Here is a 19,546-nt window from a genome sequence, read left to right on the forward strand (position 1 = left end):
GGTGGATCAGGCCATGGATGCCGCCGCCGGCGCGATCGAAGGCCAGGAAGGCCGGCCGGTGCAACAGGGCCTCGAGGTCCAGCTCGGGGCGTTCGCTGACCAGTTCGAGGTCGAAGCGGTAGGGCTGGGCGATGGCTTCGTGGCCGTCGAAGGCCAGCACCTGCAGGTCGTGCTCGAACCCTTCGATGCTCAGCGTGAAATGGGGCTGGCTGGCTGCGGCGAACATCCATGTTCCTCCTGTTTCCGTCCATGGCGGGACGCATGAGCGCTGCGGGGACCCGGCTTATCGGGTAGCGGCCGCTCTGCAATACGCGGGCTGCGCATTGCAGAGCGGCCGGTCGGTTTTTCCGTTCACTGCATCAAAAAAACCTTGGCCAGCCTGCGCTGGCCAAAGGGTGTCGCCTCAACCGGCGATCGGGGTGCGCCAGTCGTCGGAACCGGACGTACCGGAGACCTCGTGGGTCCAGACGATCTTGCGATAGGTGAAGTAGACGTCTTCCAGGTGGGTGAAGTGGGACATGTTCGGGTCCTGGCAGTTGGGCATGCGCGACTGCACGTCGACGATCACCGCATCTTCCAGCTCGATGGTGAAGTAGTGCTCCTGGGTCCCGGTGGACGAGGTGCGATACCACTCCAGGCGGCACTTGTTCAGGCGTTCGCCGGAGGTCAGGGCGTTGAAGATCAGCGGCGAGGACTTGTCGAACACCTTGGTGATCATCAGCGGCTTGTGCACGCGCTGGCCGGTCGGCTGGCCGGATTGCGGGTCGCGCGGGATGATGACCTGGTGCTGGAAGGCCTGTACCAGGATCTGGTCTTCGTGGCCTTCCTGGAAGATGTTACCCACAGAGTCCTCGGTGAAGGTGCCGGCGGTGATCAGGCCTTGCTTGGTGCCTTCGAGGGACAGGTACGCGGGTGTTGGCATGGGTGCTCTCCTTGTCTGGAATGAATGCCGAATGGGCGTTCCTTGCAGTACAAGCAGCGTGCCAAAAGAAGAAATAGCTTATGTATCAATTGGTTATAAAAATAGGCCGAACCCTGCGAAAGCCGTTTGTGATCCAGCGCACAGAAAGTTGCGCAACATCTTGCACACCACCTGGCAGAAAGTTGCGCAGGTAGCCGAAGCCTTTGCAGGCTATGCCTTGCAGCGTTTCATCAACAGGGTTATCCACAATTGGGCTGTGCAAGATGTTGCGCAAACCGGCCGTCCATAAACGCCGCGGCCTCCCCCAAGGAAGGCCCCCGCGCGCCGAGACCGCGCATTTTTCCGCAGGCAAAAAAAACCTCGAACTTCATTGGGGGAGGGGGAAGTTCGAGGTTCAAATCCGGACCGCTAGGGCGGGGTCCAGAGATCTGCCAACACTTAACACAACAAGGAGCATCGAAGGATTTTTACACCCTTCGCATGCTCTGACCGAACGGTTTCCGGATTAGTTCACCACTGGCGAAAAAAAATTCGGCCAAGGCTCAATGCGCTTCGTCCCAGTTGCCGCCGACACCGGCTTCCACCAGCAGCGGCACGCTCAGCTCCGCGGCACTGCTCATCAGCGGGCAGATCGCCTCGCGCACCTGCTCGACCCGCTCCGCGCGGACCTCCAGCACCAGTTCGTCATGCACCTGCAGGATCACCTTGGCGTCCAGCCCGCTTTCCTGCAGCCAGCCGTCCACGGCGATCATCGCGCGCTTGATGATGTCGGCAGCCGTGCCCTGCATCGGCGCGTTGATCGCGGTGCGTTCGGCGGCCTTGCGCATGGCGCCGTTCTTCGAATGGATTTCCGGCAGGTACAGGCGGCGACCGAACAGCGTTTCGACGTAGCCCTGCTCGGCCGCCTGGGCGCGGGTGCGCTCCATGTAGGCGAGCACGCCCGGGTAGCGGGCGAAGTAGCGGTCGATGTATTCCTGAGCCTCCTTGCGACCGACGTCGATCTGCTTGGCCAGGCCGAAGGCGCTCATGCCGTAGATCAGGCCGAAGTTGATCGCCTTGGCGCTGCGCCGCTGATCGGCGGTTACCTGGTCCAGCGGCACGCCGAAGACTTCGGCAGCCGTGGCGCGGTGCACGTCCAGGTCGTTCTGGAAGGCATGCAGCAGGCCGGCGTCCTGCGCCAGGTGGGCCATGATGCGCAGTTCGATCTGCGAATAGTCGGCCGCCAGCAGCGTGTAGCCCGGCGCCGCGATGAAGGCCTGGCGGATACGCCGTCCCTCGGCCGTCCTGATCGGGATGTTCTGCAGGTTCGGGTCCGACGAGGACAGCCGGCCGGTGGCGGCCACCGCCTGGTGGTAGCTGGTGTGGATGCGCCCGGTGCGCGGGTTGATCTGCTGCGGCAGCTTGTCGGTGTAGGTGCCCTTGAGCTTGCTCAGGGAACGGTGCTGCATGATCACCTTGGGCAGCGGGTAATCCTGCTCGGCCAGTTCGGCGAGCACGCCCTCGGCGGTCGACGGCTGGCCGCCGGCGGTCTTGGAAAGTACCGGGCAGCCGAGCTTGTCATAGAGAATCGCGCCGAGCTGCTTGGGCGAGCCGAGGTTGAACTCCTCGCCGGCGATGTCGAAGGCCTCGCGCTCGAGCTGCACCAGCTTCTCGCCCAGTTCGACGCTCTGCTGGCCGAGCAGTTGCGCATCGACCAGCGCGCCGTTGCGCTCGATGCGCGCCAGCACCGGTACCAGCGGCATCTCGATCTCGCGCAGTACCCGGAGCAGCGACGGTGTCTGTTCGAGCTTGCCGAGCAGGGTCTGGTGCAGGCGCAGGGTGACATCGGCATCCTCGGCCGCGTAAGGCCCGGCCTGCTCGATGGCGATCTGGTCGAAGGTCAGCTGCTTGGCGCCCTTGCCGGCGATGTCCTCGAAGCGGATGGTGCCGCGGCCGAGGTATTTTAGCGCCAGGCTGTCCATGTCGTGGCGGGTGGCGGTGGCGTCCAGCACGTAGGATTCGAGCATGGTGTCGTAGGCCATACCGCGCATCTCGATGCCGTAGTGCATCAGCACGTTCATGTCGTACTTGCCGTGCTGGCAGACCTTGGTTTTCGCCGGGTCTTCCAGCAGCGGTTTGAGCGCGGCGAGCACCGTGTCGCGATCGAGCTGCGCCGGCACGCCCATGTAGTGATGGCAGAGCGGCACATAGGCTGCCCGCCCAACCTCGACGGCGAACGACAGGCCGACCAGCTCGGCGCGCTGGGCATCGAGGCTGGTGGTCTCGGTATCGAAGGCGAAGCAGTCGGCGGCCTGTAGCCGAGCCAGCCAGGCGTCGAACTCGGCCTGTTCGAGGACCGTGTCGTACTGCGCCTCGGCCTGAATCGAGCAATCCTCGGGTGCCGCCTCGCAGTTCTCTCCCGCCGCCTTGGCTTCGCGCAGCAGCTCGTCGAGCCACTGCTTGAACTCCAGTTCGCGATACAGCGCGATCAGCGCCTCGCGATGCGGCGCGCCGGGCATCAGGTCGCCGACCTCGACGTCCAGCGCCACGTCGAGCTTGATCGTCGCCAGCTCGTAGGACATGAACGCCGCGTCGCGGTGCTCGGCCAGCTTGGCGCCCAGCGACTTGGCGCCGCGGATCGGCAGACCGGCGACCTGGTCGAGGTTGTCGTAGAGCCCCTTGAGCCCGCCGGGGATGCCGTTGAGCAGGCCGCAGGCGGTCTTCTCGCCGACGCCGGGCACGCCGGGGATGTTGTCGACCTTGTCGCCCATCAGCGCGAGGAAGTCGATGATCAGTTCCGGGCCGACACCGAACTTGCTCTTCACCCCCTCGATGTCATACACGCTGCCGGTCATGGTGTTGACCAGCGTGACGTGCGGGCAGACCAGCTGCGCCATGTCCTTGTCGCCGGTGGAAATCACCACGTCGCGGCCCAGTGCCGCGCACTGCCTAGCCAGGGTGCCGATGACGTCGTCCGCCTCGACGCCGTCCACGTTCAGCAATGGCAGGCCCAGCGCGCGCACGGCGGCGTGCAGCGGTTCGATCTGCACGCGCAGGTCGTCCGGCATCGGCGGGCGGTGGGACTTGTAGTGTTCGAACAGCTCGTCGCGGAAGGTCGGGCCCTTGGCATCGAAGACCACCGCGAAGGGGCTGTCGGGATACTGCTTGCGCAGCGCCAGCAGCATGTTCAACACCCCTTTGACCGCTCCGGTGGGCTTGCCGGCGGAGGTGGTCAGCGGGGGCAGCGCATGGAAGGCGCGGTAGAGGTAGGACGAACCGTCCACCAGGACGAGGGGGGCTTGGCTCATGAGCGGAATCAACCTTTTCGGCGGGCCCGGAGCTAGAATGCCAAGGACCACTTATCGACAAAGGGACAAGGTTATCATGCGCGCTCTCAAACACCTGATGCTGGCCAGCCTGCTGGCGTGCGTGCCCCTGGCCGGTTTCGCCCAGGAACCGGTCGAAGGCGAGCCGGACGTGACCATCCGCCAGGAGGGCGACCGCACCGTCGAGGAATACCGCGTCAATGGCTTCCTCTACGCCGTGAAGATCACCCCCAAGCACGGCAAGCCCTACTTCCTGGTGCGCGCCGACGGCAACGACGGCAACTTCGTTCGCGCCGACCAGCCGGACATGCTGATTCCGTCCTGGAAGATCTTCAGCTGGTAATGCCCTGATAGGTAGGAGACTGCCATGTCGGTATTCACGCCCCTGCAACGCGACGAACTGGAAGCCTTCCTGGCGCCCTACGGCCTCGGGCGGCTGCGCGATTTCCAGGGTATCGCCGCGGGCAGCGAAAACAGCAACTTCTTCGTCAGCCTGGAGCAGGGCGAATACGTACTGACGCTGATCGAGCGTGGGCCGACGCAGGACCTGCCGTTCTTCATCGAGCTGCTCGACGTGCTGCAGCGCGCCGGACTGCCGGTGCCCTACGCGCTGCGCACCGGGCAGGGCGAGGCGTTGCGCGAGCTGGCGGAAAAGCCGGCACTGCTGCAGCCGCGGCTACCCGGCCGGCATGTGGCCGAACCCAACGCGCACCACTGCGCGGAGGTCGGCCGGCTGCTGGCCCGGCTGCACCTGGCGACCCGCGAACACATCCTCGAGCGCGCCAGCGACCGCGGCCTGGACTGGATGCAGGAACAGGGCCCGAGCCTGGCGCTGGGCCTGCACGAGGATCAGTTGCTGCTGCTGCGCGACGGCCTGGCGGAGATCGCCGAGCTGCGCCCGAAACTGCTCGCCCTGCCGCGCGCCAACCTGCACGCCGACCTGTTCCGCGACAACGTGCTGTTCGAAGGCAGCCACCTGACCGGCGTGATCGACTTCTACAACGCCTGCTCCGGGCCGATGCTCTACGACCTGGCCATCGCCGTGAACGACTGGTGTTCGCACCCCAACGGCGAGATCGACGGCGAGCGCAGCGAGCCGCTGCTGGCCGCCTACTCCGCCCTGCGCCGCTTCACCCCGGCCGAAGCCGAGCTGTGGCAACCGATGCTGCGGGTCGCCTGCGTGCGCTTCTGGCTGTCGCGCCTGATCGCCGCGCAGCACTTCGCCGGCCAGCCCGACGTCCAGGTGAAGAACCCCGACGAATTTCGCCGCCTGCTCGCCGCACGCCAGCAGCCTGCGAGTGTCTTACCCTTTGCGTTCTGACGCCGCGGCCTGAGCCGCAGTGGCTTGGGCCGGGCCGAACGCGATCGCGCGACGGCATGTCGAGAATCCATGCCCGCAACGCGGAGCATGGCGGGTAAGATGACGCCCCCTGCCGCCTTCAGCCCCTCCCGCCGAGACCATCACGCGCGATATGCCAGGCCGTGAACGCGGCAGCCCATGGATGACCATGGGCGCTCACCATCCCGATGCAACCGGCCTTCGGAGGCATCGCCCTCAGGGAACGAAGAATGACCCAACGCCAAGTAATCAACGCCTCGGTAAGCCCCAAGGGCAGCCTGGAAACCCTCTCGCAACGTGAAGTCCAGCAGCTCAGCGAAGTCGGCGCGGGCAGTACCCACAAGCTGTTCCGCCAGTGCGCCCTGGCCATCCTCAACACCGGCACCCGTATCGACAACGCCAAGACCATCCTCGAGGCCTACGAGGATTTCGAGGTGCGCATCCTGCAGCAGGACCGCGGCGTGCGCCTGGAACTGTTCAATGCCCCGGCCGACGCCTTCGTCGACGGCGAGATGATCGCCAGCACGCGGGAGATGCTGTTCAGCGCGCTGCGCGACATCGTCTATACCGAAAGCGAACTGGACAGTGCCCGCATCGACCTGAGCAGCTCGCAGGGCATCACCGACTACGTCTTCCACCTGCTGCGCAACGCCCGCACCCTGCGCCCCGGCGTGGAGCCGAACATGGTGGTGTGCTGGGGTGGGCACTCGATCAGCACCGAGGAATACAAGTACAGCAAGCGCGTCGGCCACGAACTCGGCCTGCGCAGCCTGGACGTCTGCACCGGCTGCGGCCCCGGCGTGATGAAGGGGCCGATGAAGGGCGCCACCATCGGCCACGCCAAGCAGCGCCTGGTCGGCAGCCGCTACCTGGGCCTGACCGAACCGGGCATCATCGCCGCCGAGGCGCCCAATCCGATCGTCAACGAACTGGTGATCCTGCCGGACATCGAGAAGCGCCTGGAGGCCTTCGTGCGTGTCGGCCACGGCATCATCGTCTTCCCCGGCGGGGTCGGCACCGCCGAGGAATTCCTCTACCTGCTCGGCATCCTGCTGCATCCGGCCAACCGCGAGCTGCCCTTCCCGGTCATCCTCACCGGCCCGCAGGATGCCGAACCCTATCTGCGGCAGATCCACGCCTTCGTCGGCGCGACCCTGGGCGAGGCCGCACAGCAGCGTTACCAGATCATCATCGACGACCCCAGCGAAGTCGCCCGGCAGATGGCCGAAGGGCTGCGAACGGTCAGGCGCTTCCGCCGCGAACGCAACGACGCCTTCCACTTCAACTGGCTGCTGAAGATCGAGGAAGGCTTCCAGCGGCCGTTCGACCCCACCCACGAGAACATGGCCAACCTGCAGCTCAGGCGCGATCTGCCGCCCCACGAGCTGGCCGCCAACCTGCGCCGCGCGTTCTCCGGTATCGTCGCCGGCAACGTCAAGGACAAGGGCATCCGCCGCATCGAACAGTACGGGCGCTACGAGATCCACGGCGACGCGGCGGTCATGCGGCCGCTGGACGAACTGCTGCAGGCCTTCGTCGTGCAGCACCGCATGAAGCTGCCCGGCGGAGTGCCCTACGCGCCGTGCTACCGCGTGGTGAGCTGACGCCTGCCGGCCAGCACCGTTGGATGCGCCGGTGAAAACTCGCGCAGCGCTTTTCCACCGCAGCCGAGCGGCAGCCACGCCGTGGCCAGCGCGGTCCGGAGGTGGGCCTGGCTTGCCCACCACCGTGCCGGCCGGCCCTGTCCTCAGGTCGCTCGCGAGGCCGGCGCCGCCTTGAACACCAGTCCCAGGCCCAGCAGGATCGCCCCCATGCCCAGCAGGCCGAGAGACGTCAGGCGGTTGCCGAGGAACAGGTAATCCATCCCCACGGTAACCACCGGCACCAGATAGAACAGGCTGGTGACGTTGACCAGATTGCCCGCCCGGATCATCCGGTACAGCAGCAGCTGCGCGGCCACCGAAATGATCAGCCCCAACCAGAGCACCGGCACGATGAAGCCGGCAACGGCCTCGAGGCGAAACGGCTGGAACGGTACGAACACCAGGCACAGCAGCAGGCTAACCGCGTACTGTATCGGCAGGATCTCCACCGGACTCTGACGGATGCGCTGCTGCAGGATCGCCCCCAGCGTCATGCACAGCAGCGCGCCCAGGGCGAACAGCATGCCGCCGAGCGAGAAGCGCGCCAGCACCAGGCTCTGGAACACCACGGCGGCCAGCCCGCCCAGCGCCACCAGCAGCCCGATCAGGCGCAGCGGCGAAAAGCGCCGCTCCAGCAGCAGCAAGGTCAGGATCGGCTGGACGCCCAGCAACGTCGCCATCACCCCCGGGGTAACGCCGCAGGCCATGGCCTGGAAATAGCAGATCGAATAGCAGCCGATCATCAGCAGGCCGCTGGCGACCGCCGGGCCGGCGGTGCCGGAGGCGGGCCGCCAGCGCCCCCGGTATGCCCCGATGAGCAGCACCGCCATCAGCGCCAGGGCGAAGCGCACGATCAGCAGGGCGAACGGCGAGCCGTGGTCGAGCCCCCAGCGGGTGAATATGGCCGCACTGCCCCAGAGCAGCACGAAAAGCGTCATGACGCCATAGGACGTCCAAAGCGATTTGTTGAAGGTCATCGATAATCACCTGTCGAAGCGAAACAGGCCCCAGCGCGTGTCGGAAACGATCACGCAGCGACCCCGAACGGGCCGGAAAAGCAGAGCTGGAGCTGCGAAGCGGGCGAATCAGCCCAGTGCGACCGCCTGTGGAGGTGGCGGCGCGATTGCCAAGGCGGCAACGACAGATGCGAGAGGTGCGATTGCACACAGGTGCGCCTGGCCGTGAGCGGCGGGCTTCACCCGGGAAAGGCAGTGTGCGATCGCAAGCATGGAATCCATGACCTGAGGGTTGTCTGGACGACGATGTGTTGGAATCTAGCAGAGACCGGCCCGCTCGGTAAAGCGGGCCGTCGATCAAGGCGAGCCGCTCAGCCGCACTTGGAATGGCCGCAGTTGAGGCAGGTGGCGCAGCCGTCCATCTGCACCACCGCCTGGGTATTGCACTTGTTGCACAACTGCGCGCCGGCGGGGAAACCCTCGCCCGGCTCGACCGCCACGGCGCCCTGGCTGGCCTCGTAGGCGGCGCGCTTCTCGGCCAGGTATTTGAGCTGGGTTTCGTCCAGCGCCTGGCCTTCGAGCATGCCGATGGCGATCAGATGGCGCTCCAGCACCGCGCCGATCTCGGCGACGATCGACGGCATGTAGACGCCGCCCTTCTTCAGGTAGCCGCCGCGCGGGTCGAACACCGCCTTCAGTTCCTCCACCAGGAAGGTGCAGTCGCCGCCCTTGCGGAACACCGCGGACATGATGCGGGTCAGCGCGACGATCCACTGGAAGTGGTCCATGTTCTTCGAATTGATGAAGATCTCGAACGGCCGGCGCTGCTCGTGCGGCGTGCCGGCATTGAGCACGATGTCGTTGACGGTGACGTAGAGCGCGTGCTCGAACAGCGGCGACTTGATCTTGTAGGTCATGCCGATCAGGGTTTCCGGGCGCTGCAGGCTCTCGTCCATCTCCACCACCTGGACGGTCTTGCCCGCCTTGGCGTCGGTGTTGGCCGCTGCCGCCGCGGGACGCTCGAGGGTCTCGTCGACGACCTTGAAGCCCTTGATGCGCTGGGTGATCTTTACGGTCATTGTGCAATCTCTCCTGCCGGGCGGCGTTCGCGGCCCGGCGTCCAAAATGGTTGGCAGGCCGGCTCAGTACTTGCCGTAGTAGCCTTCTTTCAGGGCGTCGAACAGGTTGGCGGCGGTGTTCACCTCGCCATCGTATTCCACTTCCTGATTACCCTTGAGCTCGACCACGCTGCCGTCCTCGAGGGTGAAGCGGTAGAGGGTCTTCTCCAGGTCGGCTTCCTTGACCAGCACGCCCTGGAAGGCCGCCGGGTTGAAGCGGAAGGTGGTGCAGCCCTTCAGGCCCTGGCGCCAGGCGTAGCGGTAGATGTCCTTGAACGCCTCGAACGGGTAGTCGGTCGGCACGTTGGCGGTCTTGGAGATCGACGAGTCGACCCACTTCTGCGCGGCGGCCTGGATGTCCACGTGCTGGGTCGGGCTGACGTCGTCGGCGGTGATGAAGTAGTCCGGCAGCTTCTCGCCCGGCGCGTCGGAGCCCGGCTTGGCACGCTCGTTGATCAGCGTGCGGTAGGCCAGCAGTTCGTAGCTGAATACCTCGATCTTCTCCTTGGCCTTGCGCCCGGGGCGGATCAGGTTGCGCGAGTAGTGGTGGGCGAAGCTCGGCTCGATGCCGTTGGAAGCGTTGTTGGCCAGGCTCAGGCTGATGGTGCCGGTGGGTGCGATGGAGCTGTGGTGGGTGAAGCGCGCGCCCTGCTCGGCCAGCGCCTCGATCAGGTCCGGCGCGTACTCGGCGATCTTCTGCATGTAGCGCGAGTACTTGGCGTGCAGCACCCGGCCGGCGATGCGGTCACCGACCTGGTAGCCATCCTTGGCCATTTCCGGACGCTTGCGCAGCATCTCGGCGGTGACCTCGAAGTCCTCGCTCAGCAGCGGCGCCGCGCCCTTCTCCTTCGACAGCTCCAGCGCCTGTTCCCAACCGACCAGCGCCATCTCGCGGGCGACTTCCTCGGTGAACACGCAGGCCTCCGGGCTGCCATAACGCAGCTTGAGCAGCGCCAGGGTCGAGCCGAGGCCGAGGAAGCCCATGCCGTGGCGGCGCTTGCTCTCGATCTCGTGGCGCTGCTGCTCCAGCGGCAGGCCGTTGATCTCGACGACGTTATCCAGCATGCGGGTGAAGATGCGCACCACCTCGCGGTACTTCTCCCAGTCGAAGCGCGCCTCGGCGCCGAACGGGTCGACCACGAAATGAGTCAGGTTGACCGAGCCCAGCAGGCAGGAGCCATAGGGCGGCAGCGGCTGCTCGCCGCAGGGATTGGTCGCGCGGATCGCCTCGCACCACCAGTTGTTGTTCAACTGATTGACCCGGTCGATGAGGATGAAGCCCGGCTCGGCGTAGTCGTAGGTGGAGACCATGATCATGTCCACAGGTGCCGCGCCTTGACCCTGCCGTAGATCTTGCAGGCGACCAGGCCGTCCTCGCGCACGATGTAGTCGTCGTGCACCGGCCATTCGCGCCAGAGCACGCGTTCGGCGTCGTTCAGGTCCAGCTCGGCGGCTTCCTTGGCGTGCACCGGGAAGATCAGCGGCCATTCGCCGTCGGCCTCCACCGCCTGCATGAATTCGTCGGTGATCAGCAGGCTGAGGTTGAACTGGCGCAGCCGGCCGTCCTCGCGCTTGGCGCGGATGAACTCGCGCACGTCCGGATGGCCGACCTCGAAGGTGCCCATCTGCGCGCCGCGGCGGCCGCCGGCGGAGCTGACGGTGAAGCACATCTTGTCGAAGATGTCCATGAACGACAGCGGGCCGCTGGTGTGCGCGCCGGCCCCCGAGACGAAGGAGCCGCGCGGGCGCAGGGTGCTGAACTCGTAGCCGATGCCGCAGCCGGCCTTGAGCGTCAGGCCGGCCTCGTGGACCTTGCCGAGGATATCGTCCATCGAGTCGGTGATGGTGCCGGAGACGGTGCAGTTGATGGTCGAGGTGGCCGGCTTGTAGTCCTGTGCACCGGCGTTGGAGATGATCCGCCCGGCCGGGATGGCGCCGTTGCGCAGCGCCCAGAGAAAGCGCTCGTACCAGTGCTCGCGCTGCTTGGCCGGCTCGACGTCGGCCAGCGCACGGGCGACGCGCTGCCAGGTGTCGTCGACGCTGTCGTCGATCGGCGTGCCGTCCTTGCTGGTCAGGCGGTATTTCTGCGCCCAGATGTCCTCGGAAGCCGCCTGCAGGGCGATGCTGGAAGTGCTCTTGCTGTCTGCCGCGATGGGCCCGTCCGTCTTCGCCATGCGCTGCGCATCCTCGTGCCGGAAGTGGAAAAAGAGAAAGTGCGAACGATAGCGAATTTCCGCCGGGAGCACATGACTCTTGTCAAATTAGCCGGAGCGCTGACGAGCGGCGCGCCCTGCCGACCGCCAGAAACGAAAAAACCCGCCGGGTGGCGGGTTCTTCCATCAAGGGCCGATCAATTACTTGATCTTGGCTTCCTTGTAGATCACGTGCTTGCGTACGACCGGATCGAATTTCTTGATTTCGATCTTGTCGGGGGTGGTGCGCTTGTTCTTGTCGGTGGTGTAGAAGTGGCCGGTACCGGCGCTGGACACCAAACGGATCAGGTCACGCATGATTGCTCTCCTTAAACCTTTTCGCCGCGGGCGCGCAGCTCGGCCAGAACGACGTCGATGCCACGCTTATCGATGACGCGCATGCCCTTGGCGGAAACGCGCAGACGCACGAAGCGCTTCTCGGACTCGACCCAGAAGCGATGATGCTGCAGGTTCGGCAGGAAACGACGACGGGTTTTGTTGTTCGCGTGGGAAATGTTGTTCCCGGTTACCGGACCCTTACCGGTAACTTGACAGACTCTCGACATGCCTCAGCCCTCTAAACCACATGCCCAACCCGGCATGGGTTGGCCGCTTGAATTCACTTGTCAGTTCGGCGCTCAGCGCCACGTTTCATGGGGGTCTTACCGGCCACGCTGGGAACGAAGATACCGGGCCCCTAGAAAAGAGCGCTGCTTTATATCAGAAAGCCCCCCGAGCAACAAGCGCGGAATCATTTTTCCACCCGGCTGCCGCGGCTTCGCGAGGCACCGTGCGGCGCCGGCAGGGCTGCCGCCCGGCAGCGCCATTCGTCGCCCCGGCACTTATATATAGAGGCACCGATCAACCTGCGGCGGCGCGTGCCTCGTCACGCAGCTGGCGGCGCAGCAGCTTGCCCACCGCGGTCTTCGGCAGCTCGTCGCGGATCTCGACGAAACCCGGCACCTTGTAGCCGGTCAGGAACTGCCGGCAATGCCGCAGTAGCGCCTCGCCGTCGACGCCGGCCTCCTTGAGGCTGACATAGACCTTCACCGCCTCGCCCTTGCGCGCGTCCGGCACGCCGACGGCCACGCATTCGCGCACGGCCGGATGCTGCATCAGCACGTCCTCGATCTCGTTGGGAAAGACGTTGAAGCCGGACACCAGGATCATGTCCTTCTTGCGGTCGACGATCTTCAGCAGCCGGTCCTCGTCGATCGTGCAGATATCGCCGGTCTTCAGCCAGCCGTCCGCGGTCAGCGCCTGGGCGGTTTCCTCGGGGCGCTGCCAGTAGCCCTGCATGACCTGCGGCCCGCGCACCCACAGCTCGCCGGGCTCACCGGGCAGCGCCTCGCTGCCGTCGTCGCGCACCGCGCGGATCTCGGTATCGACCAGCGGCTGGCCGACGCAGCCCGGCTTGTGCGGTGTCACCGGCGTCGCGGTCGAAACCACCGGAGAGGTCTCGGTCAGCCCGAAGCCTTCGCGGATCAGCGTGCCGGTACGCTCGAACCAGCGCTGCTCGATGGCGCTGTTGAGCGGCGCGCCACCGGAGTTGGCGTACTTCACCCGGGAAAAATCGATGCTGTCGAACTCCGGATGGCTCATCAACCCGACGAACAGGGTGTTGATGCCGTTCATCAGGGTGAACGATGGTGCTTCATCGCCGCCACCAGTTCGTCGAGGTTGCGCGCATCGCGGACGAACACGGTGTGGATGCCGAGACCCACCGAGATCAGCATGTTGGTGGCGAACGCATGATGTGGTACAGCGGCAACGGCGCGATGCGGATGTCCTTGCCCGGCTCGATCAGACCGGGGCGCAGAAACAGCTCCTTGCACTGCAGCACGTTGGCCAGCAGGTTGCGGTGGCTGATCATCGCCCCCTTCGAAACGCCGGTGGTGCCGCCGGTGTACTGCAGCAGCGCCAGCCGTTCGAGGTCGGCGACGCTGTCCAGCGGCGGGCACTGCTCGCCCAGCCGCAGCGCCTGCATGAAACCCACGGCACCGGGCTCGTCGATCTCGTGGCGAGGGCGCTCGAAATCGTCGGCACGGGCGACGATCAGTTGCTTGATGGCCGTCTCGCCGCGCAGGCTGCGGATCAGCGGCAGCAGCGGCTCGACCACCAGCAGCGCCCTGGCGCCGGAATCCCTGAACTGGTGCAACGCCTCGCCGCGGGTGTACTGCGGATTGGTGTTGACCAGCACCAGCCCCGCCTTGAGCGCCGCGTAGGTGGCGACGGGATACTGCAGGCAGTTGCCCAGCTGGATCGCCAGCCGCTCGCCCGGTTGCAGCCCCACGTGATGCCGCAGGAAACGGGCGAAGGCGTCGACATGCCGCTCGAACTCGGCGCAGGTGAGGGTGGTATCCCCACAGGTGAAGGCCTTCCAGTGCGGATGGGCGTGCACGGCCTTGGCCAGCAGGTCGTGCACGTTGTGCAGGGGCTCGGCGGCAAGCTGAGCGGCGACATAACCCTCGGCGGGCAGGGACATCCGACACCTCCATAGCGAATTATTGTTTTACTGTGCGAAATATGATGTCGTTTTCGATACTATGCGATAAGGTTTTCCGCTGCAATCATGGCCACATGGCCGCTTTGCCAACCAGGGCTGCGCACGGTGGCACTGCCGACCACCGGGGCGATCTGCTATCGTTCGCCCCCGCTGCCACCACAGACAGACCGCCCCCATGACCGACGTCGAAGACAACGAGAACCCCAAGGACCGCAAATTCGTCGAGGCCCTGTCGCGTGGCCTGGATGTGCTGCGGGCCTTCACCCACGGCTCGGTGGTCATGGGCAACCAGGACATCGCGCGCATCACCGGGCTGCCCAAGCCGACGGTGTCGCGCATGACCTACACGCTGACCAAGCTCGGTTACCTCAGCTATTCGCAACAGCTGGAGAAGTACCAGCTGGACTCCGGCGTGCTGGCGCTGGGCTACGCCTACGTCTCCAACCTGCGCGTGCGCCAGCTGGCCAAGCCGTACATGGACGACTTCGCCCGGCGCACCAACACCACCGTCGGCCTGACCTGCCGCGACCGGCTGTCGATGATCTATGTCGAGAACTGCCGCCCGGCGGAAGTCACCACCCTGCGCATGGACGCCGGCGTGCGCCTGCCGCTGGCCACCACCGCCGCCGGCCGCGCCTTCCTCGCCGCCACCCCGGAAAAGGAGCGCGAGCACCTGATGGCCGCGCTGGCGAGCAAATACGGCGATGGCTGGGGGGCGGTGAAAAGCTCGCTGCAGGCCTCGTTCGAGGAATTCGCGCAGCACGGCTTCTGCCTCTCGCTGGGCGACTGGGACCGCAACGTCATGGCCGCCGGCGTGCCGCTGCACCTGGCCGACGGCAGCATCATGGTGCTGACCTGCGGCGCGCCGTCCTTCCAGCTCACCGAAGAAACCCTCAAGGCCTCGCTGGCGCACCAGTTGGAAATGCTCGCCCGCGATATCGAAAGCCTGGGCGTCTAGGTCCCCGGAGCCGTCGCCGTGGGCGCACCCTACGCAAGAACGCATACCTTCCCGTGGCGTTCAGCTATTTCACCGTGAAACGCATTGCCGCAAAGGCCTCGTGGGGCCGTGCCCGCGATGCTTTTTCGTGGCCAGGTTCGCGAGCATGGCTCGCTCCTACAGGCCCCTTCCGCTTCCAGCGCGAGCACTTACGCTAGGCGCGCACGCTGTCCCAAGCGATCTCGGCCAGCAGCTCGCGGTAGTCGGCCAGCGGCGCCTTGCTGCGTCCGGCCAGCCAGTTGCGCGCCATGTCCTGCACCGGACCGATCACCACCGAGACGAAGCACTCCCCCGGGATCGCCTTGAACGCACCCGCCTCGCGATGCCGGCGCAGGATCGCGGCGATGCGACCGCCGTGCTCGCGGTTGAAGTCGCGCAGCCGCTCGCCCATCTCGCCCGCCTCGACGCGCCCGCGGTTGTGCAGGATGAAGCGCGCCCATTCGGGATTGGCCACCACCCAGTCGACGTAGCAGGTGACGAACAGCTTCACGCAGGCCTCGGCGTCCAGCGACTCGAACAGGCCAGCCTCCAGCAGCGCGGCGTACTCGCCGATGCCCTCCAGATAGAGCGCACCGATGATCCGCTCGCGGTTGCCGAAGTGATGGTAGAGGCTGCCAATGCTCGCCCCGGAGCGATCGCGGATCATCTCGATGGTGGTGGCATCCACGCCGGACTCGCTGAAACAGGCGAGCGCGGCCTGGAGGATTTGCTGCTTGCGGGTACTACGGGCCATCCGGCCTCCCATCCATAACTAGAATATTTTTCTAGAATTATCTTCTGTCATTCGTATACTGCACCGATTAGGGCCATCTCAGAAGCGGAGAACAACAAAAATGGCGACGATACAGCCTGAAATGCGTGCGATCGACAACGGCAACGGCCATCTGCTGGCCAGCCACTGGTATCGACCGGCCGGTGCCCTGCGCGGCGTCGTGCTGATCGCCCCAGCCATCGGCGTCAAGCAGCGTTTCTACAGTGATTTCGCCGCCTGGCTCGCCACGTGCGGCTTCCTCGCGGTGACCTTCGATTACGTCGCATCGGCCAGTCGCGCCGCACCTCGCTGCGCCGGTTGGACGTCGACATCTTCGACTGGGCCCGCCATGACTGCAGCGCCATGCTCGCGCAGGCCGCCCATGCGGCCGAAGACACGCCGCTGTACTGGCTCGGCCACAGCCTGGGCGCCAGGTACTGCCGCTGGTCTCAGGCCACGAGCGGCTGACGCGCATCATCACCATCGCTGCCGGCAGCGGCTACTGGCGCGAGAACAGCCCGCAGATCCGCCGCCAGGCCTGGCTGCTCTGGCACGGCCTGGCGCCGGCGCTGACCGCCCTGGCCGGCTATTTTCCCGGCGCGCGCATCGGCGCGGTCGGCGACCTGCCGGCCGGCGTGATCCGCCAGTGGCGCCGCTGGTGCCTGCATCCGGACTACCTGGTCGGCGCCGAGGGCGAGCCGGTACGGCGCGCCTTCGCCGCGGTGACGACGCCGCTGCTGTCGCTCTCCTTCACCGACGACGAGATGATGTCGGCGCGCAACACCGAGTCGCTGCACGGCTTCTACACGTCGGCACCGAAGACCATGCGGCGCCTGGCCCCCGCGGAAATCGGCGCCACGCGCATCGGCCACTTCGGTTTCTTCCGCCAGGCCTTCCAACCGAGCCTGTGGGAAGCGCACCTGCTGCCCGAGCTGCACGAGCGCCGCGCCGAAGCGACAGCGGCTTGTAATTAATTCCGCACAGCGGAACATAACCATCATATTTCGAAACATATGCGGTAGTTATTCCGCTTGCCGATTCAGGCGATCTCCGAAAAAGTGAGGCTGGGCTGGTTGCAGCCCCTCGCCAAACGGAGCCTCGTCCATGAACAACAATAACGGCTACCCTTCGAGCACCCGCGCCTGGCTGACAGTCGCCATCCTCATGCTCGCTTACGTCCTGTCCTTCGTCGACCGGCAGATCCTCAACCTGCTGGTCGCCCCGATACGCCGTGACCTCGACATCACCGACACCCACATGAGCCTGCTGATGGGCTTCTCCTTCGCCGTGTTCTACACCGTCTGCGGCGTGCCGATCGGCCGCCTGGCCGACCGCAAGAGCCGACGCGGCATCATCGCCATCGGCGTGCTGGTGTGGAGCCTGATGACGGCGCTGTGCGGCACGGCGAAAACCTTCTGGCACTTCCTCACCTTCCGCATCGGCGTCGGTGTCGGCGAAGCGGCGCTGTCGCCCTCGGCCTATTCGCTGATCGCCGACAGCTTCCCGCCCAAGCTGCGCGGCACGGCGATGAGCGTCTACTCGATGGGCATCTACATCGGCTCGGGGCTGGCCTTCCTGCTCGGCGGCTGGTGGTCAAGTTCGCCTCGGCGCAGGGCGACGTGCTGCTGCCGGTGATCGGCGAAGTGCGTCCCTGGCAGCTGATCTTCCTCATCCTCGGCGCGGCCGGCGTGGTATTCACCGCGGTGCTGCTGCTGATCAAGGAGCCGCGGCGCCAGGCGTCGGCGCTGGCATCGAGGTACCGCTTGCCGAGGTGGCGGCCTATATCAGGCAGAACCGCAAGACCGTGCTCTGCCACAACTTCGGCTTCGCCTGCCTGCCTTCGCCGCCTATGGCAGCTCGGCGTGGATTCCGACCTTCTTCATCCGCACCTACGGCTGGTCGGCCAGCGAGGTCGGCGTGCTCTACGGCTCGGTGGTGGCGATCGCCGGTTCGCTGGGCATCATCGCCGGCGGGCGCCTGTGCGACCTGCTGCACCGGCGCGGCTACCGCGATGCGCCGCTGCGGGTCGCCATCGTCTCGGCGGCGCTGACCCTGCCGCTGAACCTGGTCTACCTGGTCGGCGACGGCCAATTGGCCCTGGCGCTGATCGCCCTGCACGTGTTCACCATCGCCATGCCGTTCGGCGTCGGCCCGGCGGCGATCCAGGAGATCATGCCCAACTCCATGCGCGGCCAGGCCTCGGCGGTGTACCTGTTCGTCATCACCCTGGTCGGTCTCGGCGTCGGCCCGACCGCCGTGGCGCTGGGCACCGACTTCGTCTTCGGCGACGACATGGCGCTGCGCTACTCGCTGCTGGTGGTCACCGGCATCGCCCTGGTCGGTGCGATCATCCTGCTCGGCATGGGCCTCAAGCACTACCGCGGCAGCCTGGATAGACTGCAGCAATGGAAGCCGCAAGGCGCCACGACCGCCGAGGCGCAGGCCAAGCCGGTCTGATCACCGCTGCCGCCGCAGCCATGTAGGGTGGAAAGCTGCGAAGCATTTTCCACCGACGGCGCGGCATCGAATGCCGGGGTGAAAAACGGTGGATAAGCTTCGCGTTATCCACCCTACGCCCGGCTCGAGCACGTCGCCGGCATCCCCCCCCAGTCATTGAAAAACCCGCTCCTGGGAGCGGGTTTTTCGTCAAGCCGATCGGCCGCTCAGGCCACCTGCATCAGCTTCGCGTAGGCCTGCAGATGATGGTCGTCGTCGCCGAACTGGTGGGCGATCATCACCAGCCGCTTGGCGTGGTGGGCGAGGTTGTATTCCCAGGTCATGCCGATGCCGCCGTGCAGCTGGATCGCTTCCTCGGCCACCTTGCGCGCCGCGCGGGCGCAGATGTACTTGGCGGCCGCAATGATACGGCTGCGCTCGTCGTTGTCTTCGCCATCGGCAAAGGTCGCGGCGAGGATCGCCATGCTGGTGGCCTGCTCCAGCTCGGTCTGCATGTCCACCATGCGGTGCTGCAGGACCTGGAACTTGCCGATCGGCACGCCGAACTGCTTGCGCGTCTTCAGGTAGTCGAGGGTCAGCTTGCAGGCTTCGTCCATGCTGCCCAGCGCATCGGCGCACTGCGCGGCGATGGCGCGGCCCTGCTGGTAGCGCAGCGCCGGTAAGGCACTGCCGAGCCCGCCAAGCAGCGCCTCGGCACCCACCTGCACGTCGTCGAGGAACAGCTCGCAGCCCTTGCGCCCGTCGATGGTCGGGTAGACGCGACGGCTTACGCCTTCGGCGTCCGGGTCGACGAGAAACAGGCTGATGCCCGTTTCGTCGCGGCTGTCGCCGGAAGTGCGCGCGGAAACGATGATCTGCCCGGCACTGTGCCCGCCGATGACCACGGCCTTGCGTCCGGAGAGCCGATAGCCGCCGTCGACCGCTTCGGCGCGAGTCTGTACATCGTTCAGGTTGTAGTGGCTCTGCGGTTCGTCGAACGCGACCGCCAGCTGCAGCGAACCGGCGGCGACCTGGGGCAGCAGGTCCTGCTTCTGCGCATCGGAGCCGAGCTGGTTGATCAGGCCACCCGCAAGGATCACCGATTGCAGATACGGCTCCAGCGTCAGGCCGCGACCCAGTTCGGTCATCACCAGCATGGTTTCCACGCCGCTACCACCAAAGCCGCCGATGTCCTCGGAGAACGGCACCGCGGTCAGGCCCAGTTCGCCCAGCTGCGACCAGAATTCGGCGGAAAAGCCCAGCTCGGACTCGCTGAACTTCTCGCGCTGTTCGAACGGATAGGCGTCGCGCACCAGGCGCGCCGCGGTGTCTTGCAGCATCTGCTGCTCTTCGGTCAGTTTGAAGTCCATGGCGTTGCCCC

13 protein-coding genes and 5 pseudogenes are annotated in these 19,546 nt (G+C 65.9%); 6 read left to right on the forward strand and 12 right to left on the reverse strand.

Features of this window, described 5'->3' with window-relative positions:
• The 4 genes and pseudogenes from BAY1663_RS13410 to polA all read right to left on the reverse strand — a co-directional run.
• Positions 1–226: pseudogene (locus BAY1663_RS13410) on the reverse strand (type VI secretion system tip protein VgrG); the annotation flags it as partial.
• Positions 227–403: 177 nt separating this feature from the next.
• On the reverse strand, positions 404–922 hold the full coding sequence (locus BAY1663_RS13415; protein ID WP_003286458.1) for an Hcp family type VI secretion system effector: 519 nt from the start codon (positions 920–922) through the stop codon (positions 404–406).
• Positions 923–1,007: 85 nt separating this feature from the next.
• Entirely contained in the window at positions 1,008–1,196 is a 189-nt protein-coding gene (locus BAY1663_RS23865) for a hypothetical protein (protein ID WP_128576288.1), read from the reverse strand.
• A 268-nt stretch (positions 1,197–1,464) separates the two neighbouring features.
• On the reverse strand, positions 1,465–4,209 hold the full coding sequence (gene polA, locus BAY1663_RS13420) for a DNA polymerase I (protein WP_037041665.1): 2,745 nt from the start codon (positions 4,207–4,209) through the stop codon (positions 1,465–1,467).
• 76 nt (positions 4,210–4,285) lie between these two features.
• Between polA and BAY1663_RS13425 the strand changes: the two genes are divergently transcribed.
• From BAY1663_RS13425 to ppnN, 3 genes are all read left to right on the forward strand, one after another.
• Entirely contained in the window at positions 4,286–4,570 is a 285-nt protein-coding gene (locus BAY1663_RS13425; protein ID WP_037041667.1) for a DUF2782 domain-containing protein, read from the forward strand.
• 24 nt (positions 4,571–4,594) lie between these two features.
• Positions 4,595–5,548, forward strand: a complete 954-nt coding sequence (locus tag BAY1663_RS13430; protein WP_037041669.1) for a homoserine kinase — start codon at positions 4,595–4,597, stop codon at positions 5,546–5,548.
• Positions 5,549–5,796: 248 nt separating this feature from the next.
• Positions 5,797–7,170, forward strand: a complete 1,374-nt coding sequence (gene ppnN, locus BAY1663_RS13435; protein WP_037041671.1) for a nucleotide 5'-monophosphate nucleosidase PpnN — start codon at positions 5,797–5,799, stop codon at positions 7,168–7,170.
• A gap of 143 nt (positions 7,171–7,313) precedes the next feature.
• Here ppnN and BAY1663_RS13440 read toward each other — a convergent pair whose 3' ends face one another.
• From BAY1663_RS13440 to BAY1663_RS13465, 6 genes and pseudogenes are all read right to left on the reverse strand, one after another.
• Positions 7,314–8,186, reverse strand: coding sequence for a DMT family transporter (locus BAY1663_RS13440; protein ID WP_037041673.1), 873 nt, complete (start codon positions 8,184–8,186; stop codon positions 7,314–7,316).
• A gap of 350 nt (positions 8,187–8,536) precedes the next feature.
• Positions 8,537–9,244, reverse strand: a complete 708-nt coding sequence (locus BAY1663_RS13445; protein WP_037041675.1) for an NrdJb — start codon at positions 9,242–9,244, stop codon at positions 8,537–8,539.
• A 63-nt stretch (positions 9,245–9,307) separates the two neighbouring features.
• Positions 9,308–11,457: pseudogene (locus tag BAY1663_RS13450) on the reverse strand (adenosylcobalamin-dependent ribonucleoside-diphosphate reductase).
• Positions 11,458–11,637: 180 nt separating this feature from the next.
• Positions 11,638–11,793, reverse strand: coding sequence for a 50S ribosomal protein L33 (rpmG, locus tag BAY1663_RS13455; protein WP_003284185.1), 156 nt, complete (start codon positions 11,791–11,793; stop codon positions 11,638–11,640).
• An 11-nt stretch (positions 11,794–11,804) separates the two neighbouring features.
• The gene (rpmB, locus tag BAY1663_RS13460) at positions 11,805–12,041 is read right to left on the reverse strand and encodes a 50S ribosomal protein L28 (protein ID WP_003242523.1); all 237 of its coding nucleotides are present in this window, start codon (positions 12,039–12,041) and stop codon (positions 11,805–11,807) included.
• 295 nt (positions 12,042–12,336) lie between these two features.
• Positions 12,337–13,960: pseudogene (locus BAY1663_RS13465) on the reverse strand (long-chain fatty acid--CoA ligase).
• Between the two features lie 196 nt (positions 13,961–14,156).
• On the opposite strand from BAY1663_RS13465, the gene BAY1663_RS13470 reads away from it, so the two are divergent.
• On the forward strand, positions 14,157–14,939 hold the full coding sequence (locus BAY1663_RS13470; protein WP_037041677.1) for an IclR family transcriptional regulator: 783 nt from the start codon (positions 14,157–14,159) through the stop codon (positions 14,937–14,939).
• Positions 14,940–15,132: 193 nt separating this feature from the next.
• On the opposite strand, the gene BAY1663_RS13475 is transcribed toward BAY1663_RS13470, so the two are convergent.
• Positions 15,133–15,711: a TetR/AcrR family transcriptional regulator gene (locus BAY1663_RS13475; protein WP_037041679.1), complete on the reverse strand. Its 579-nt coding sequence runs from the start codon at positions 15,709–15,711 to the stop codon at positions 15,133–15,135.
• 100 nt (positions 15,712–15,811) lie between these two features.
• Here BAY1663_RS13475 and BAY1663_RS13480 point away from each other — a divergent pair.
• Both BAY1663_RS13480 and BAY1663_RS26020 read left to right on the forward strand, forming a co-directional pair.
• Positions 15,812–16,703 (forward strand): annotated as a pseudogene (locus BAY1663_RS13480) (serine aminopeptidase domain-containing protein).
• A gap of 130 nt (positions 16,704–16,833) precedes the next feature.
• A pseudogene (locus tag BAY1663_RS26020) lies at positions 16,834–18,186 on the forward strand (spinster family MFS transporter).
• Between the two features lie 206 nt (positions 18,187–18,392).
• Here BAY1663_RS26020 and BAY1663_RS13490 read toward each other — a convergent pair.
• Positions 18,393–19,535, reverse strand: coding sequence for an acyl-CoA dehydrogenase family protein (locus tag BAY1663_RS13490; RefSeq protein ID WP_037041681.1), 1,143 nt, complete (start codon positions 19,533–19,535; stop codon positions 18,393–18,395).
• Positions 19,536–19,546: the final 11 nt, after the last annotated feature.

This window comes from Pseudomonas sp. BAY1663 (assembly GCF_000582595.1).
In the GTDB taxonomy this organism is placed as follows: Bacteria; Pseudomonadota; Gammaproteobacteria; order Pseudomonadales; family Pseudomonadaceae; genus Stutzerimonas; species Stutzerimonas stutzeri_AF.

Excerpts from the sequence above, each read along its gene's own strand:
- BAY1663_RS13415 (WP_003286458.1), bottom strand. The coding sequence starts at position 922 with ATGCCAACACCCGCGTACCTGTCCCTCGAAGGCACCAAGCAAGGCCTG.
- BAY1663_RS13475 (WP_037041679.1), bottom strand. The coding sequence starts at position 15,711 with ATGGCCCGTAGTACCCGCAAGCAGCAAATCCTCCAGGCCGCGCTCGCC.
- rpmG (WP_003284185.1), bottom strand. The coding sequence starts at position 11,793 with ATGCGTGACCTGATCCGTTTGGTGTCCAGCGCCGGTACCGGCCACTTC.
- ppnN (WP_037041671.1), top strand. The coding sequence starts at position 5,797 with ATGACCCAACGCCAAGTAATCAACGCCTCGGTAAGCCCCAAGGGCAGC.
- BAY1663_RS13430 (WP_037041669.1), top strand. The coding sequence starts at position 4,595 with ATGTCGGTATTCACGCCCCTGCAACGCGACGAACTGGAAGCCTTCCTG.
- BAY1663_RS13470 (WP_037041677.1), top strand. The coding sequence starts at position 14,157 with ATGACCGACGTCGAAGACAACGAGAACCCCAAGGACCGCAAATTCGTC.
- rpmB (WP_003242523.1), bottom strand. The coding sequence starts at position 12,041 with ATGTCGAGAGTCTGTCAAGTTACCGGTAAGGGTCCGGTAACCGGGAAC.
- BAY1663_RS13490 (WP_037041681.1), bottom strand. The coding sequence starts at position 19,535 with ATGGACTTCAAACTGACCGAAGAGCAGCAGATGCTGCAAGACACCGCG.
- BAY1663_RS13440 (WP_037041673.1), bottom strand. The coding sequence starts at position 8,186 with ATGACCTTCAACAAATCGCTTTGGACGTCCTATGGCGTCATGACGCTT.
- BAY1663_RS13445 (WP_037041675.1), bottom strand. The coding sequence starts at position 9,244 with ATGACCGTAAAGATCACCCAGCGCATCAAGGGCTTCAAGGTCGTCGAC.
- BAY1663_RS13425 (WP_037041667.1), top strand. The coding sequence starts at position 4,286 with ATGCGCGCTCTCAAACACCTGATGCTGGCCAGCCTGCTGGCGTGCGTG.
- polA (WP_037041665.1), bottom strand. The coding sequence starts at position 4,209 with ATGAGCCAAGCCCCCCTCGTCCTGGTGGACGGTTCGTCCTACCTCTAC.